General features: G+C 40.0%; 12 protein-coding genes. 6 read left to right on the top strand and 6 right to left on the bottom strand.

What is annotated here, in order from left to right; all coding sequences use genetic code 11:
* Positions 1-119 precede the first annotated feature (119 nt).
* The 6 genes from Q0O89_RS03745 to hemC form a co-directional block, all read right to left on the bottom strand.
* The gene (locus Q0O89_RS03745) at positions 120-839 is read right to left on the bottom strand and encodes a tRNA1(Val) (adenine(37)-N6)-methyltransferase (RefSeq protein WP_293730375.1); all 720 of its coding nucleotides are present in this window, start codon (positions 837-839) and stop codon (positions 120-122) included.
* A gap of 76 nt (positions 840-915) precedes the next feature.
* A complete protein-coding gene (gdhA, locus tag Q0O89_RS03740) occupies positions 916-2,265 on the bottom strand; it encodes an NADP-specific glutamate dehydrogenase (protein ID WP_293730374.1) in 1,350 nt (449 codons plus the stop codon).
* Positions 2,266-2,552: 287 nt separating this feature from the next.
* Positions 2,553-3,797 carry a heme biosynthesis protein HemY gene (locus tag Q0O89_RS03735; RefSeq protein WP_293730373.1) on the bottom strand — a complete coding sequence of 415 codons (1,245 nt, stop codon included), beginning with the start codon at positions 3,795-3,797 and terminating at the stop codon, positions 2,553-2,555.
* 10 nt (positions 3,798-3,807) lie between these two features.
* Positions 3,808-5,133: a uroporphyrinogen-III C-methyltransferase gene (locus Q0O89_RS03730; RefSeq protein ID WP_293730372.1), complete on the bottom strand. Its 1,326-nt coding sequence runs from the start codon at positions 5,131-5,133 to the stop codon at positions 3,808-3,810.
* A 14-nt stretch (positions 5,134-5,147) separates the two neighbouring features.
* Complete coding sequence (locus Q0O89_RS03725) at positions 5,148-5,903, bottom strand: uroporphyrinogen-III synthase (RefSeq protein WP_293730371.1); 756 nt, start codon at positions 5,901-5,903, stop codon at positions 5,148-5,150.
* 3 nt (positions 5,904-5,906) lie between these two features.
* On the bottom strand, positions 5,907-6,833 hold the full coding sequence (gene hemC / locus Q0O89_RS03720; protein ID WP_293730370.1) for a hydroxymethylbilane synthase: 927 nt from the start codon (positions 6,831-6,833) through the stop codon (positions 5,907-5,909).
* Between the two features lie 159 nt (positions 6,834-6,992).
* On the opposite strand from hemC, the gene Q0O89_RS03715 reads away from it, so the two are divergent.
* From Q0O89_RS03715 to Q0O89_RS03690, 6 genes are all read left to right on the top strand, one after another.
* Positions 6,993-9,539, top strand: a complete 2,547-nt coding sequence (locus Q0O89_RS03715) for a class I adenylate cyclase (protein ID WP_293730369.1) — start codon at positions 6,993-6,995, stop codon at positions 9,537-9,539.
* Positions 9,540-9,555: 16 nt separating this feature from the next.
* Positions 9,556-10,185 (top strand): response regulator, encoded by a 630-nt coding sequence (locus tag Q0O89_RS03710; protein ID WP_293730368.1) that lies wholly within the window; start codon positions 9,556-9,558, stop codon positions 10,183-10,185.
* Between the two features lie 73 nt (positions 10,186-10,258).
* Complete coding sequence (locus Q0O89_RS03705; RefSeq protein WP_293730367.1) at positions 10,259-12,223, top strand: BamA/TamA family outer membrane protein; 1,965 nt, start codon at positions 10,259-10,261, stop codon at positions 12,221-12,223.
* A gap of 9 nt (positions 12,224-12,232) precedes the next feature.
* Positions 12,233-16,096, top strand: coding sequence for a translocation/assembly module TamB domain-containing protein (locus Q0O89_RS03700; RefSeq protein WP_293730366.1), 3,864 nt, complete (start codon positions 12,233-12,235; stop codon positions 16,094-16,096).
* Positions 16,097-16,109: 13 nt separating this feature from the next.
* Positions 16,110-17,651, top strand: coding sequence for an exopolyphosphatase (ppx, locus tag Q0O89_RS03695; RefSeq protein ID WP_293730365.1), 1,542 nt, complete (start codon positions 16,110-16,112; stop codon positions 17,649-17,651).
* A gap of 211 nt (positions 17,652-17,862) precedes the next feature.
* Positions 17,863-18,327, top strand: coding sequence for a hypothetical protein (locus Q0O89_RS03690; RefSeq protein WP_293730364.1), 465 nt, complete (start codon positions 17,863-17,865; stop codon positions 18,325-18,327).
* Positions 18,328-18,335 lie beyond the last annotated feature (8 nt).

The raw sequence follows: 18,335 nt of genomic DNA, 5'->3' as shown, positions 1-18,335 counted from the left end.
CATAATCTTTACTGAATGGACTAGGGTCTGTTTATCTTTCAATAAAAAGCTGCGTTTTACGCCTAGCCGATGGCTTTTTTAGGCGACAACGCAGCTTTTTATTGAAAGATAAACAGACCCTAAAAATTAAGATAAAAATCCTTCGTCAACGCTTTAAATTCGGCGGTATATTGATTTTTCTCGTCATAAATGGTCAAAATTGAATGTGCGCACTTTTGTGGTTTTGCTTGAAAGGTCAATAAGATACGTTGTGGTTGTTTTCCGATCTTCGTCACAATATCACAACGTTTGACGCAATAAAGTGCGGTGGATTTAATAAGCACTTCGCCGGCAACAAAAGGTAATACAAAATGAATTTGTCCATTTTCAGTGAGACATTGTTTGGCAATATTCAACCAATCTAAATGGCTTTGCGATATGATATAACGAGCGGTATTGCGTTGTTCCGTTCGGCAATTTATGCTGGGTTCAAAATAAGGTGGGTTTGCCACAATCACATCAAAACGCCATGAATTTTCACCGCACTTTTGGGCAAAATTGACAATATCTTGTTGCACAATCTGTACACGTGTCGCCCAGGGAGAGCAGGCGACATTTTCACGAGCTTGCGCCACCGCCTCAACATCTATTTCTACGCCCAAAATTTGAGTATTATGATGGGTACGTTGTGCCAACATTAAGGCAATCAATCCTGTACCGGTACCAAGATCCAATATATGTCGAGCTTGAGTTAGCTCCGCCCAAGCACCTAATAAAATGCCATCTGTACCCACTTTCATTGCACAGCGATCATGATTGATATGAAATTGTTTAAAGGTAAAGCCCTGAGATTTACTCATAATAAGTTGTTGAATATAAAACCGCACTTTGTACGAGATAAACAAAGTGCGGTTTAATTTTATCGAGTTTTAGCGATTAGTAAACACCTTGCGCTAACATTGCATCAGCCACTTTAACGAAGCCTGCAATGTTTGCCCCTACCACGTAGTTGATATTTTCTTGACCTTCTACTTGACCGTATTTTTTACAGTTCGCATGAATGTTCAACATAATGTCATGAAGTTTTTGATCCACCACTTCTGCTGTCCAGTATTCACGTTGTGAACCTTGTGCCATTTCTAAACCAGAAGTCGCTACACCACCGGCATTAGCCGCTTTACCCGGTCCAAATAACACATTAGCCGCTAAGAAAGCATCTGTCGCTTCAATCGTCGTTGGCATATTCGCTCCCTCAGCCACTAATTGTACACCATTAGCAATCAAGGTTTTCGCCGCCTCTAAATCTAATTCATTTTGTGTTGCACAAGGTAAGGCAATATCTACTTTTACGCCCCAAGGTTTTTGACCTTCTACATATTGTAAACCAAATTGCTCTGCATAATCTTTTACACGACCGCGTTTAACATTTTTGATTTCTAATAATGCGGCTAATTTTTCCGGCGTGAAACCGGCTTCGTCATACACATAACCTGAACTGTCTGAACAAGTCACCACTTTTGCACCTAATTGTAACGCTTTTTCAATGGCATATTGTGCAACGTTACCTGAACCGGACACAGAAACGGTTTTACCTGCGAAAGATTGACCTTTTTCAGCTAACATAGCCTGTGCAAAATAGACTAAACCGTAACCCGTTGCTTCAGGACGAATTAAGCTACCGCCAAAGGACAATCCACGACCTGTAAATACACAAGCCGCTTGGTTAGAAAGTTTTTTCATGTAACCGGCTAAATAACCAACTTCACGGCCACCAACACCAATATCACCAGCCGGAACGTCTGTATCCGGACCAACATGACGATATAACTCGGCAATTAATGCTTGGCAGAAACGCATCACTTCACCGTCAGATTTGCCTTTAGGATCAAAGTCTGAACCACCTTTACCGCCGCCCATTGGCAATGTAGTCAATGAATTTTTAAAGATTTGCTCAAAGCCTAAGAATTTTAAGATTGAGAGGTTTACAGAAGGATGGAAACGCATCCCCCCTTTGTAAGGACCGATTGCACTGTTAAATTGTACGCGGAATGCACGGTTTACCTGTGTTTGACCTTTATCATCTGTCCAAGCCACACGAAATTGAATCGCACGTTCCGGTTCCACTAAACGCTCTAATAAAGCTTGTGAACGGTATTGAGGATTTTTTTCTAAGAACGGCCAAATGGAAGTGAAAACTTCACGAACAGCTTGTAAGAATTCAGGTTGGTTGCCATCACGTTGTGCAACTAGGGCTAAAAATTCTTCTAATGATGAAACTTGAGACATAATGTGTTCCTTTTGTTAATGTTTGCTATTGTTATAATCTAGACCTAATCCAAATTGATTTGGTTCAATAGCAATATGCCTGAAAACATCAATAAAATGCAAGTATTTTTATTAAATATTTTGCAAATTACAGTTTTAAGTGAATTATCATCATTAAATTGCCGCTCTTATTATATATTTTCTAAACCAGGCACCATTTTAATCAGGGGAATTAAATAATTTATATTATCTATAAAAAAAGGGGAAATATTCATCTCCCCCTAAATTACTCTATGTTTTTTCAATGCCTAAAGTGCGGTGGCTTGTTCAACCGTTTCATCCGCCTCTTTAATCGCCATAGCTGATTTTAGCATTTCATCACGAATCTGTTTTGCAGTGACCAGATCACCAATTTGTTCAAACACATAGGCCGCCATAGTGGCATCATATTGTTTCATATCAGATTTATTTTCCAATACTTTTCTAAACGCATTGCTGGCTTTCACAAAATCACCATGACGAACATGCAGGTAACCCAAAGCACGGTTAATACAGCATTCAGCCTCTTCTAACGAAGAGTTTGCACGTTTCTCTAGTAACTTAATTAATTTAGTGCTATCCATAGGTTGTAAACGTGTAATTTGCCCATACAATGCACCACTTAACTCTTTATTACCTTCCACTTTTTTGAAAGTTTCTAAAGTTAACTCATAAGCATTTTCATGATCATTACAATCAATTAAACGCTGAATTAAGCCAACGCGGACATAATTGTCATTACGGCGTTTGCGAGATTGTTCGTGCCACCAAGTCAATAAACCATCGGCCCCCTCTTCATTCATTTTTTCATCCAGCAAACCGTCTTCCATTTCACGCACTAAGGCGGTGTATTCCGTATCAGGATACAATCCTTCCACTTGTTCGATAATGGCATCTAACGCAACAAAGGCTTTTGACTTTTTATAAATGTCAACGGCAAGCTTCAATACTTCTGCATTTTTCGGTGCTAACTCTAATAAACTATCTACTGAACTACGTGCCGCAGGTAATTTATTTTGTTGCAATAAAATACGTGTACGCGCTAATTCTACTAACAAATTATCTGAACCGGCTAATTCTGTTGCTTCCATTAAATATTTATTGGCAGCAAATTCATCACCACGTTGTTGTGCCGCTTCAGCTGCTTTAATAAAATTCAAAATAGGCTCATCGGAATGTTTTGCGTTCTTACCAATGAGTTTTTCAGCTTTGGAATAATCGCCCTCATTCATGCGCATCAAACCCTCAAGGGTCTGTTTTTGCGCTTTCAAACGTTTACGACGACTAAACCAACTGTAAGTATTATTGCTTAACCGCAAGAAACGCGTCACTAGCCATTCAATACCGTAAACAATTGCCATACAAACAACAAACAACACTACCAAACTGACAATCGACAGTTCATAGTTATTCGCTTGAGTTTGAATTAAAACATACCCTTGCTTACCTGCAAGATAAGGACCTGCAATCAATCCCCCAAGCAGTACAAGCATTAAAAATAAAGCTCTAAACATGTTGCCGTCCTTATTGTTGTTCTTTACTTGTATCTACTGAGTTTACTGCATCAGTATTGGGCGTTTCAGCTGTAGGCGTTACCACGGAATTTTCTTCTGCTTTTATTTCTTTTTCCGCTACAGCATTCGCTTCGGTTAACCCTTTATCTGCTGAAATTTCAACCTTTTGAACTTCAAGCACAGGTTTGTTCAAGATTTTATCTAATGCTGTTAAGCTAGAAAGTTGAGTGGGTACATCAATGTAAATAGATTGCTCCGCTAATTCATCTACAGATTTTAAAAATGCCGTAGCAACCTCTGTGTTGGTATCAAAATAACTACGAACCCAAGCCGCTACCGTCTCAAGAGATTGTTTATATAATTCATTTTGTTGGCGTGGCACAGCCATAATGGCAATTTGCAAGCGCAAACGAATATTTTCACGCAAATAAATATCTTGATTTGGTGCAAGTAAGGCTTGAGACGCATTGTCTGTACGCGGTGTAATGCGAATAAAATGGTTCATAAATGAGGTAGCTGTTTTCTCTAAATTCGTTTTCCAATCAGCGACATCATCAGAAATTTTCTCGCTTTCTTTTGTCGTTTGATCGCCAAAATTCACATTTAACGCCACAAGCTCATCAACACTATTCGCTAATTGCGATAAATTTTGCATTAAAGCATTTTGGTCAACGCGATTTAAGGATAACAACTGTTTCAAATCGTTATTAATTGCTGCACGAACAGTTTTCGCTGCAGGTTCGGACACTTTCGTTAAAACTTCATCTGAAATTTTTAACAATGAAATGGCGGTTTCAACGTCATTGTCCAACACCAATTTACGTAACGCATTGGTTAATAAGAAATCTGCTTCCGATAACAACCAATCATTCGGTTGCGCTGCGGCTCCTTGTCCTATTTTAGCCATTTCAGTTTGTAGCCCATTCAGCACTTTTTCTTTATCTAACAGACTAAGCTCAAGGGATGACAGTTTTTTGTCCGTTTCCTCTAACTGTGAAGTAAGCGTTGAAATCTGTGCGCTATCTTCTTTGAGATGTGGTACTGTTTCTTTCGGTTGTGCCAATACCGTCCCCATTTTACTTTCAAGTTCTGCAATTTTTTGGTTAATTTTGCCCACCTCTTGCTGACCAAAATAATAACCTGCACCACCAATACCTAAAGCAACCAATAAGGATAAAAATGCAAATCCCGATCCGCCTTTTTTCACTACAACAGTTTCTGTTTTAACCGCTTCGGCTTTCGCTGTTTCAGCTGGGGTATCCGCTGTTTTTTCAATTTGTTCATCACTCACGACAGCCTCTACTGCGTCAGTTTGAATATCCTTTTTCTTGCTCATTATCTTGTCCTTTTTTAAGGTTTAGTTTGAACTAATGTCTGTGCTAAACTTGCATTATCCGCACGCGGTGAAATTAAAATCTGCTCTAATTTCCAACCGCACTTTATCGCCAAATTCGCAATTCGGCGGCTGACTGTTACAAGCCGGCAACTTTTTAACCAATCATGTTCTTCTCTTGGTACAAAGTCAATGAGTGCCGTTAATATTTCAGCACTCGTGACCACTATTGTCGAAACACCGGCGCGTTTACATAAATCAGTTTGCTCAACACGAGCATATTCGATGGGAACACGTTGATAACATTCGATAATATCCACGTTCGCACCGCGTAGAACGGCTTGTTCAGGAAATAATTCACGACCGCCATTGCCACGTAAAATCAACACGGTCTTACCCTCTAATTGTTGTAATTCAGGTAAGTTTAGCAACCCTTCGCTATTTTCCTGACCAAAAGGATAAATTACCGCTTGCTCTGCTCTGCTCGCAAAATATTCCGCGCTACTTTGTCCTACAGCAAAGTATTGTACATCATCTCGCCAATAAAAACCGATACTTTTCAAGGTTTCCGCTGAAAATTTCACGGCATTTTTGGACACTGCAAATATAATATCGCCCGCTTTTAACTGACTGACTTTATTGGGTAGCTCATTTAATTCTCGACCAGCGATAATATTAAATAAAGGTAGATGAATCGCCGCAATACCTGCCTTATTCAATCTCTCCACCAATTCGTTACCCTTTTCATCAGGGCGAGTGACTAACACGGCCATAAGCTATCCGTTATAAACTTCTGCTAAGATCTTATCGGCACCCTGCACTAATAACTGCTCGGCAATTTGCACACCTAAAACTTCCGCATTTTCTACCGCACTTTCTCCTTCAGCACGAATAATCTGCGAACCATCTAACGCCCCCACTAAAGCACGTAAATGTAACTTATCCCCTTTTAACTCAGCAAAACCACCAATCGGTACTTGGCAACCACCTTGTAAACGGTTATTCATCGCACGTTCAGCCAAGACACAAGCCGTGGTTTCCTTATCCGCAAGGGGGGCCAAAATCCGCTGTACTCGCTCATCATTCAAGCGACATTCAATCCCAACAGCCCCTTGACCTACCGCCGGCAATGACGTATTCGTATCAATAAACGAAGTAATTCGCTCAGGCAAACCTAAACGGATTAAACCGGCTGACGCTAAAATAATTGCATCATAATCACCATTATCCAGCTTACTTAAACGCGTTCCCACATTGCCACGTAAGGATTGAATCATTAAATCAGGACGCAAGGCTTTCAATTGACATTGACGACGTAAACTCGAGGTTCCCACCCTTGCTCCACAAGGTAATTCATCTAACGATGAGAATTGGTTAGACACAAACGCATCGCGTGGGTCTTCACGTTTGCAAATCACGCTGAGTCCCAATCCTTCCGGGAATTGCATCGGGACATCTTTCATGGAGTGTACGGCAATATCTGCCTCACCATTTAACAGGGCGGCCTCCAACTCCTTGACAAATAGCCCTTTTCCTCCAATTTTAGCCAGTGGCGTGTCCAAAATAACATCGCCTTTCGTCACCATGGTCACCAATTCAATATGTAATTCAGGATAAAGCACTTGTAAACGTGCTTTAACAAAATTAGCTTGCCATAACGCTAATGGGCTCTGGCGCGTGGCGATTTTTAGAATATTTTGCATAAATAATTGATATAGCTATTGATAAACCTAAGTATCCTATCACAAATTTAATAAAAACTGCCAAAAATAAACCGCACTTCCCTTGATTTGGGTCAATTGCTTTCCATATTTCAACATGATAGATTAAAGTCTGTTTATCTTTCAACAATAGGTAGCCCTTTGACATACGATATTGAATTTGCGCGAAAACAAGTCGCTGACTTAGAACGTTACCGCACCATCCGAGCCTTATCTGGCGCGACAGAAGAGTTTCAGCACGTTTTTCAACTGATTCCCTTGTTGTTACATTGTAATCATCCTATGTTACCGGGTTTTATCGAAAATGCGCCTTTCGGTATTTTTGATTTTAAATTAACGGATTATCAACAAGACTACCTACAAAATGACTATCCTAATGAGAATATTTCGGCAATACTCCCCAATATTAATCACGCCTTTTTAGCCATTAACGGTATTTATATCATGGGAAGTATCGCTTCTGTGGCACAAACTACCTCTTCAGATTTAGATATTTGGGTTTGTCATCGCGAAGATTTAAGTGCAACTGAATTAACTAAATTAGAACAAAAAGCTACCGCACTTCAGCATTGGGCGAAACAATTTGAAATTGATCTGAACCTATTTTTAATGGATGAAATGCGCTTTCGCGATTTTCGTTATTCCGAATCTATGACCGCAGAAAATAGCGGATCGGCGCAATATATGTTGCTGCTTGATGAATTCTATCGTTCAGCCATTCGTCTTGCCGGAAAACCTTTATTATGGCTGCACTTACTTATCGAAGATGAAACCCTTTATGAACAAGAAGTCGAAAAACTCATCCAAAACAAAACCATTAATCCGCAAGAATGGGTTGATTTTGGCGGTCTGGGAAAATTTTCAGCCAATGAATATTTTGGCGCAAGCCTATGGCAGCTTTACAAAGGCATTGATGCTCCCTACAAAGCGATTATCAAGATTTTATTGTTAGAGGCCTATTCATGGGAATATCCGCATACAAATTTAATTGCCTCTGATTTTAAACGTCATCTATTAAAGGACCATACAAAAGATCAATTGTTTGACCCTTATTTGGAAATGCTTGAGCGCGTAACCTCTTACTTAACTCAACATAAAGATTTTCAACGTTTAGATTTTGTCCGACGCTGTTTTTATATTAAAGCCACAGAAGATTTATGGTATTACAAAGGTAAAAATTGGCGTTTTGATTTGCTCGAAGATTTGACACACCAATGGGGTTGGGAACCAGTAAAAATTAACGATTTAAATATGCGCCCATTTTGGAAAATTCGTCAAGTTAAACAATCTTATAACATTGTGGTAAAAATGCTCATGTTGAGCTATCGCAATCTGATTCATTTTGCTCGCAAGCACAATGTTAATGCGCTAATTATGCCGCAAGACATTAGTATTCTAACGCGTAAAATTTATACTGTGTTTGAGGAGTTGCCCGGTAAAGTTATGCTGATTAATCCGCAATTTTCCAGCAATTTAGCCGAAGATCATATAACGTTCATTCATATTCCGGCCCCAACAAAATGCCATAAGGCCGGTTGGTATTTAGTGAATCAGCCGCCTAATATTACGGCCTTTTCTCAAATGCGCCATATTGAATACAATCCCAACTTACATAAATTGGTCGCTTGGGCTTATTTCAATGGATTACTTGTTGCGAATACACAAATTTATATTTACAGCGAACAGGTAGGACTTACCGAATTACGCGAATTTATTGCCGATCTCGCCAATACATTTCCGGTACGAGTACCGCCACCAACAAACGAGGAATTACATCATCCATGTGAAATTCGTCAGCTAATGGTTGCCGTCAATTTAGTTGCAGACCCGACTGCTGAACTGGACACAACGAAGCTGGAAATTCATCAAAGTGACTTATTTAGTTATGGTATCAATGAACAAAGCCTTGTCGGCAGTATTGACTTAATTTATCGCAATGTATGGAACGAAATTCGCACCTTGCATTTTGAAGGAGCCAATGCAATTTTGCTTGCGTTAAAAGTGCTGTCTAACAAAATCCACCGTGGCTCAACCAGTCCCGAAGCGATTCACGTATTTAGTTACAGTGAAAAATATCGTCATACCTTAGCCAGCGCGGTATCCGCTCTCATCAACAAATGTATCAGCATTCAAGTTGGCACCGAATCACCGTCAAAAATTCACAATTTGTTGCGTGTAGCCGGAAAAAACTGGAAATTCTTTTTTGAAGAACGAGGTATCAGCTTACAGGAAATACCACATGTCAGTAGTATTTCCCATTATCGCGATCTGGATAATCAACTTCATCAAAAATTGGTTGAAAATGAACCGCACTTTAAACGTTCCTATGGAAAACAAATTCGCAAAGCCAATAAATCGCAATATCCGGCAGAGCTTGATGCCTTTGCTACCGAAGGTTTCTTACAATTTTTCTTTGAGGACATTTCAGAGGATTTATTTAATGTTTACATTTTAGATGAGCAAAATCGTATTGAAATTTATCGCCATTGTGATGGTTCACAAGAACAAAAAATTCGAGAAATCAATCAGATTTATGCCAATGCAAATGCGGATGGAAACAATCCTTACGGCATAGTTCAACGGGATTTTAATTACCCACAATTTTATCGTTTAATTCGTGATAATGAGCAAACTAAAATCCTGCCATTTCAACGATTTACACAAACAACAGATAAACCCATTTTGTAATAATAGGAAATTAATTATGACCGATAAAATTAAAGTATTACTTATTGATGATCACCCACTCATGCGCAGAGGGATCAAACAATTAGTTGAATTAGATACCCACTTTGAAGTGATTGGAGATGTGGGAAATGGCAATGATGGTATTAGCTTAGCATTAAAAGAAGAGCCTGACCTCATTATTCTTGATCTCAATATGAAAGGCTTATCAGGTTTAGATACGTTAAAAGCATTACGAGCTGAAGGTGTTGATGCACGTATTGTGATTTTAACTGTCTCTGATGCGAAAAATGATATTTTTGCCCTGATTGATGCGGGTGCAGATGGCTACTTATTAAAAGATACCGAGCCTGAAGTCTTACTTTCTCAATTAAAACTCATTGCGAATGGCGAAGTAGTATTAAGCGAAAGTATAAGAAACCTATTGCTTGAACGCCATTCTTCTCAAAATCCACTCGATTCTTTAACTGAGCGTGAAATGGGTGTGTTGCAATTAATTGCGACAGGACTGTCGAATAAACAAATTGCAGGTAAATTATTTATTTCCGAAGAAACCGTCAAAGTCCATATCCGCAATTTATTACGCAAACTTAACGTTCATTCTCGTGTTGCCGCCACGGTGTTGTATTTGGAACAAAAAGGATCTTAAAAATTCTCTCAATCTAGGGGCGGTTTTCTGTGATAAAATGCCCGAAATTTAGGGTTATTATTGAGTAAGATTAATGAAATCATTAACGCGCTTTTTAACATTTTCAACAGCTCTGACAATCTTGGGGAGTTATTCGCCTTTTGCTACGGCAAATACAACGAATGAAACAAATACTGCAGAAAACCATGTTGCGAAAAATTCGACTGCCGAAGAACCCCCATCTTTGCCCCAAAAAGCCGTTGAAACATTGAAAAATACTGCTCAGACTCTCTATAACAGCATAGATACGGTGGATGAAACTGTTGAAAGTGCGGTCAATAAAATCACGACTTTGGGTAAAGCCTCACCGCAAGATATAACACCTGAACCTCAAGTGAATATCCGCGTCAAAGGCATTACACAAAGCAAACTCAATAATAATGTCAATCTCTACTTAAGCACGATAGATCCCGATGAATTTGATGGGTCCGAACGTAATCAACGTCTAGTAAAAGAAAATATCGACAAAGCTCTGCGCGTATTTGGTTATTACGATAGCCAAGTAACCTTTGAGCTTCAGCCGACACGCCCGAAACCCACCTTAGTAGCGACAGTTAACCTTGGTAAACCCGTAAAAATTGAAAGTACCGATATTGAAATTACGGGCGAAGCAGCCAAAGATCCTGAGTTCCAAAAACTCAGTAAATTGGTTCCTGAACAAGGGATGATTCTTGAGCACGAAACCTATGATGAATACAAAGATGCCTTAGAAAAATTAGCTCAACAGCGCGGTTATTTTGATGCACAATTTTTGGTTCATCAATTGCAAGTCATGCCCTCAACCTATCAAGGTTGGTGGCATTTGGTTTTTAACAGCGGCGAACGTTATCGTTACGGCAACATCCACTTCCAACACGCGCAAATTCGCGATGATTATCTGCGTAATATTCTAAAAATTAAATCCGGTGATCCCTATTTAATTCAAAATATTTCTGAGATGACCAGCGATTATTCGTCTTCCGGCTGGTTTCAATCAGTGATGGTTAAACCCGTATTAAACAACACAAGCAAATTAGTCGATTTAGATGTATTGATGTATCCCAAAAAGAAAAACAGCATGGAACTGGGGGCAGGTTATTCCACAGATTCTGGTGTACATGGAAGAATCGGTTGGATACGCCCTTGGATAAACAGCCGAGGACACAGCGTTCGTTCAGATTTGTATTTATCCGCGCCCAAACAAACCTTTGAAGCAACCTATAAAATGCCACTGCTTAAAAACCCGCTGAATTATTACTATGAATACGCGCTCGGTTTTGAAAAAGAAAATGATAGCAGTACAGATACTCAATCTACCGCCTCTACCGCGGCAGCATTACGTTATTGGAATAACCCAACAGGTTGGCAATATTCTGCCGGCGTACGTTTGCGCTACGACAAATTTACGCAAGCAGATTTTAACGAAAACACTTGGCTGCTTTATCCAACAGCGACCGTCACGCGTTCACGTATGCGTGGTGGCTCATTCCCTGATCGTGCAGACACACTCAGTTTTACTGTCGATATTGGACGTAAATTTTTCACTTCAGATGTCGATTTCTATCGTTTCCGCGCCAGCGGCGGTTGGGTCAAACGCCTTGCCAACAATCACCGTCTTCTGACTCGCGGTGAATTCGGCTATTTGCATACCAGTGAATTCAACCGAATACCACCGGCGTTACGCTTCTTTGCCGGCGGTGATCGCAGTGTACGCGGTTACGGCTATAAAAAAATCGCCCCAAAAGATAAAAATGGAAAATTATTAGGTGCATCGCGTTTAGCTTCAGCAACAGTAGAATATCAATATCAAATGATAGACGACTGGTGGCTTGCAACCTTTTTTGATACGGGAATGGCAGCAAATCAATTTAAAACCAATGAATTGCGTTACGGTGCTGGCATGGGCGTACGCTGGGCGTCACCTGTAGGTGCGATTAAATTCGATCTTGCCACGCCTATTCGCGATAAAGACAAGAGTAAAAATATCCAATTTTACATTGGCTTAGGAACAGAACTTTAGGGTAATAACGTGAACGTAAACAATAAAAGCCAACCCTTGGAAACAGAAAAAAGCGCGAGAGAAAAAAGTGCGGTTGAAAAAAATGCGATAGAAGATGCTGCTATTTCATCGGATACCCATCCTGCGCCCCCACAAAAAAAACGCCGATTTTTTCGCCGCACTTTGACAATAATCACACTATTCCTTACATTCATCCTAGTTAGCCTTGCTGCTATTTTAGGTACTGAAAAAGGTACAAAATGGGCGTTGGAACTGGCGGATTACTCATCTGAAAACTTGAGCTTTGGGCAAATTCAGGGCAGCCTACAAAACGGATTAAGCCTACAAAATGTCAAATTTATCCACGATGGGATGGAAATCAATTTGACGAAAATTCAAGCGCAAATTGATTTTAATTGTTTATTACAAGCTGAAATTTGTCTGAAAAATCTGACTCTTCAACAAGCTCAAATAAAGTCTGAACAACAACAGATCAGCCTTAACCACGTTCAAAGTGCGGTGAATTTTAGTTACGTTCATGGTTTAACGCTTGCGCCTACGTTAGTTAAGGGAATTCATATTGAAAAACATTGGACACAAGCTCAATTTGAACAATGGCAACAGGATCTCGAACAACAGAAACTTGAAGCAGAAAAGCATGCCAAACCGATTGATTGGGCCGCCATTGAGCAAGCACTTACCCCCGCAATTTTAGGAAATATTGCTGAAATTCCTACCCCTTTTGATCTGCATCTAGCGGATTTGCAGATCCAAGATGTCGCTTATCGCTTCTTTGTAGGAGATAAACTACAGCAAAAAACAACCTTATCCAGTGCGCAGATACAGGCAACCCTAAGGGATCATCTTTTTTCCTTGGAGACTTTCCACCTAAATAGCTCACTTGGAAAGGTTGAGGGCAAAGGCAATATTCAACTGAATGGCGATATGCCTGTTGCGTTACAGTTTAATACCACAATTGAACCAATTAAATCCGACGATAATAGTGAATTGCTCTGGGCGAAAACACAAGGAAACGTTGCCATTTCCGGATCGCTGAAAAAAAACACCGCACTTTCAATTAAAATGCGCGGTGAAGTGAATGCTGAATTAACAGGAGAAGTATTCTTAAACGAAGAAAAATTACCGTGGCAATTGAAATTAACCAGTCAGCGCGCCCAATATACGTTTATCAAAGATGATCCGCTCAAAGTCAGCAATCTTAATGCGGATATTAGCGGTAATCTATTGGATTATCGCATCATGCTACAAGGCGAAGCTGAGGGAATGTGGGTTCCGCAACGGAGTAAAGTGGATTTGGTCGCACAAGGAAAGATCTACGAAGTCGATGTTGAAAAGCTCCATATTGAGGCATTAAAAGGCAGTGTTGATATAACAGGGAAAGTCAACTGGATTGATGGGGCAGAATGGCAAACTGCAGGTGAGCTTTATCAGGCTCATGTCGGCGAATATTTTTATACCAAAGGCTTTCCAGCGGTGCTTTCCGGCAAATTTATTTCTAATGGTTCAGCAAATTCAAAATTTTGGCAAGTAGAACAACCTATGCTGGATTTACACGGTACCATTAGTAATCACCCCTTTACTTTAAAAGGGAAAGTGAATACAAGCCAAAAGGAAATATTGAACGTATCTAATTTGTTACTTGTTTATGGCGAAAATAAAATTTCTGCCAATGGCATACTCAATGAGAAATCAAATTTTGAACTAAATATTAATGCCCCGAATTTACAAGGTTTATTGCCAAACTTATCTGCAGCATTGAAAGGCAAATTACTGATTTCAGGGGAAATTAGCAAACCGAATTTAGATTTAGATTTCGTGGGAAATCACATTCATTTCCTAGATTTTCGTCTGGGTAAAATAAACGCCTCGGGCAAAATTACCTCAGAAACACAAACTCAAGGTCATCTCAATGTGGCGTTGCAAGATTTACGCTACGGCGAAAATATTCAATTCGACACCGCGTCATTAAACGTGAGTGGCAATGAAAAAAATCATACAATACAATTACGTTCGCAAGGTAAACCTGTGGCGGCGAATATTGATTTTGCAGGAAATTTTGACCGCACTTCGCAACAGTGGAACGGTGTGATAAACCCAATAGCGGCAAATTCTCCGCTAGGAGAGCTAAAAAGCAATCGATTTAATCTGTCTTATGACAACAAAACTGAAACTGCAACGATTTCTGCCCATTGTTGGAATAACCCGGATATTGAACTTTGCTTTCCTCAAGCCTTTTATGTTGGTAAAAACGGCGAAATTGCCTTTAATTTAAAAAGATTCGATCTCAATCTAGCCAATAAATTAACGGAAAATGAATGGGGTAAAGGATATTTAAGTAGCCAAGGTAAATTAGCTTGGACAGCGGATAAGCCATTAAAATTAGAGATGAAAATCAATGGTGATCATCTTCAAGTGGCACAAAAATTGGATTATCGCCCCCTCACTCTTGATGTTTCCAAGTTATCTTTTGATATACAAATTGCGGATAACAATCTTAATGCTAAGGGAATGATACAATTACAAAATCGAGGCAATATTAATACAGAAGTCAATATTGCCGATTTAGCACAGCGTCGCAAACTGAGTGGTTCATTTAAGACATTTGGGCTAAATCTCAATTTATTCAAGCCGTGGCTAGGTAATGGTGAAAGTCTCTCGGGCGATATTCATACTGACTTGAATTTTAGTGGCGATCTTAATGCACCACTGTTACAGGGCGCGTTTCACATCCGTAATATCAACGCCACGATGAAAATCTTGCCTTTCGATATTCGTTCCGGTGAATTAGGTTTAGGTTTTAATGGTTCACACTCAACGCTAACCGGGCATATTATCACCGAAGAGAGTCGATTAGATTTGGATGGCGATATGAGCTGGCATGATATTCAGGATTGGCGAAGCCGTATACATGCCAAAGCAAGAGAGTTTTATTTGAACATTCCTAACATCGCAAAACTTAAAATTAGTCCGAATGTAGAAATAAAAGCCACCCCCTCATCACTGGACTTAACCGGAGCAGTAGATATTCCTTGGGGACGCATTGCTATCGAAAGTTTGCCTGAAAGTGCGGTTTCTGTGAGCAGTGATGAAGTGATTTTAGATAAAAAAACCAAACGGACGATGTTGCCTTTGCCCGCAGAAAGCAAAGACGGTTTGGCGATTAAATCGGATTTAACGATTACTATCGGGGACGATGTGAGCGTCAATGCCTATGGACTTAACAGCCATTTACAAGGGCGTTTAATGGTCAAACAGGAAAAAGGCAAACTCGGCTTATATGGCGGCATTGACTTAAAACAGGGACGCTACGCCTCTTTTGGACAGGATCTCTTAATTCGTAAAGGGCAAGTGACGTTTTCCGGTATTCCGTCACAGCCAATGCTGAACATTGAAGCCATTCGTAATCCTGAAGCCATGGAAGATAGCAAGGTGCTGGCTGGGGTGAAAGTGATTGGCTTAGCGGAAAGCCCTGATGTTACCGTTTTTTCAGAGCCTAGCTTGCCGCAGGATCAAGCCTTATCTTATCTGTTAACAGGGCGTTCCCTTGAAAACAGCGGTGAAGCAGGATCTGGCGGTTCAGTGGGGGCTGCCTTACTGGGCATGGGATTAGCCAAAAGCGGTAAAGCCGTGGGCAAAATTGGTGAAGTCTTTGGAATATCCAATTTAAACCTTGGCACCGCAGGCGTTGGGGACAGCTCAAAAGTGGTTGTCAGCGGCAATCTCACCAAAGATTTACAAATTAAATACGGCGTAGGATTATTTGATGGTTTAGCCGAAATTACCCTACGCTATCGCTTGTTACCACAGCTATTCTTGCAATCCGTATCAAGCACCAACCAAACATTTGATGTCATTTATCAATTTGAATTTTAGGATTTTGATGATTATGAATAACGAAAATTTAATTCAAAAAGCCACCGCACTTTCGATTCAAAATGAACCCACGGTGCGCGAAATTGCGGCAATTGATTTAGGCTCTAACAGCTTCCATATGATCGTGGCACGCATTGTTAACGGCTCCATTCAAATTTTGTCTCGTTTGAAGCAAAAGGTACAACTGGCAAAGGGCTTGGATGAAAACAATGTACTGGATCAAGACGCTATTACACGCGGCGTTAACTGTCTCGCCCTATTTGGCGAGCGTTTGCAGGGCTTTAAAGCGGAAAATGTCAGCGTAGTCGGCACTTATACGCTACGAAGTGCGGTGAATAATGACGAATTTTTACGTCAAGCACAGGCGGTTTTTCCTTACCCGATTAATATCATTGCAGGGGAAACCGAAGCGAAAATGATCTACGCCGGCGTTTCACATACCCAACCTGAAAGCGGTCGAAAATTTGTGATTGATATTGGGGGAGGTTCAACGGAAATGATTATTGGCGATAATTTTGAGCCAATTATCGCTAATAGCCGTAATATGGGCTGTGTGAGTTTCGCTAAACAATTTTTCCCTCATGGTGAAATTTCACCACAACATTTTGAAGAGGCCTATCAAACCGCATTGAGCCGTATAACTGACCTTGCATCAGTATATAAAGATTTAGGCTGGGAATATGTTCTCGGATCTTCAGGCACAATTAAAACCGTTCATCAAGTCATTGCCGCCACCCTTGACCCCGATGGCATTATTACGGCAGGTCGCTTAGATTTTCTGATTGAACGTACGTTAAAATTCAGCCATTTTGATGCCCTCAAAATACCCGGTTTAAATGATGAACGCGCCGATGTTTTTGTACCGGGACTGGCCATTTTAAGTGCTGTTTTTGATACATTTAATATTGCTCAAATGCGTTATTCTGATGGCGCATTACGCGAAGGCGTGATGTATGATTTAGATAAAAACTTTCAAGTAATGAATATTCGCCAGCGAACCGCTGAAGGCTTGGCTGAGCAATTTAATATTGATCGCGCGCAAGCGGAACGGGTGTGTAAAAGTGCGGTACGTTTGGCACAACAAATTCATGACTGGCAAGCCGATGAATTTGAAGAAGAAATGGAAGAGATCCTACTTTGGGCGGCTTTGTTGCATGAAGTCGGGATTGTCATTAACCATAAAAACGTACAACGCCACTCTGCCTATATTTTATCCAATATGGAATTACCGGGCTTTGACAAAGAACAACAACGCCTATTAGCTACCCTAGTGCGCCATCATATTAACCCATTCAATATGGACGAAGTTGGGCAATTTGCACGTTACACACCGCAAGATGTACAAACCTTAATTCGAGTATTACGCCTTGCGGTGCTGTTAAATAAATCTCGCCAAGCAACAGAAGTGTGCGAACAAATCACACTCAAAACTGACCGCACTTTATGGCAACTACACTTTGACAATCAATATCTTGCCCACAATCCATTGGTTCTCAATGACTTACGCGCGGAACAAAAAATGCTGATTGAAATTGGGTTGGATTTGGATTTTTAGTTTTTTACATGCGAATATTCAGTTACACAAAATGTGCAGTTCGACATATTCAATGTTCATTTTGTGTAACTATAACAAGGCTAAAATTCCCTTAATCTATTTATTTATAAAGAAAAATATCTCGTTCCGCTTGACATCCCCCCCCCCCCCCCCGAATTACAATTCAACAATTAAATCCTTTCACTTCAAGACACAAATAAGAAGGCAGTCTATGAAAAAACTTCTAGCTACATTATTTTTCATTTCAACAACGGTAAATGCCCAAACCTCATTTTATGAATGGTTAAGTAATCATCCTGACATTCCGAAAGAAGAAGTAGATAGTCACTATTCTGAATATTGTAATCAGGCATACAAAGATTTAGATGGCATTTATCAACTTGCTAAAATGACAAAAACGCCCGAAGCATTTAGTAAACAGCTTCATAGTACAGAATTTAAAATGAATATGGTTGCGTCATTTATGCACTCTTTAAAAATGAGCGCAGAAGAAGCTAAACAAGCAACAAAGATGGTACTTCGCATGGCTGATGAAGCTAAGTCGCTGATTTTTACTTATAATGGCGTATTATTACCAAAAGCACAGTTCAAACAACTCTGGGATTATCAATGTATGAATGGGTTACAAGATAAAATTTTGTTTGAATATGTCGATACGGAAGATCAAGGGTTATAAAGCCGTCA

The organism is uncultured Actinobacillus sp., assembly GCF_945915845.1.
Classification (GTDB): domain Bacteria; phylum Pseudomonadota; class Gammaproteobacteria; order Enterobacterales; family Pasteurellaceae; genus Exercitatus.
This window is presented reverse-complemented; position numbering and strand designations above follow the sequence as displayed.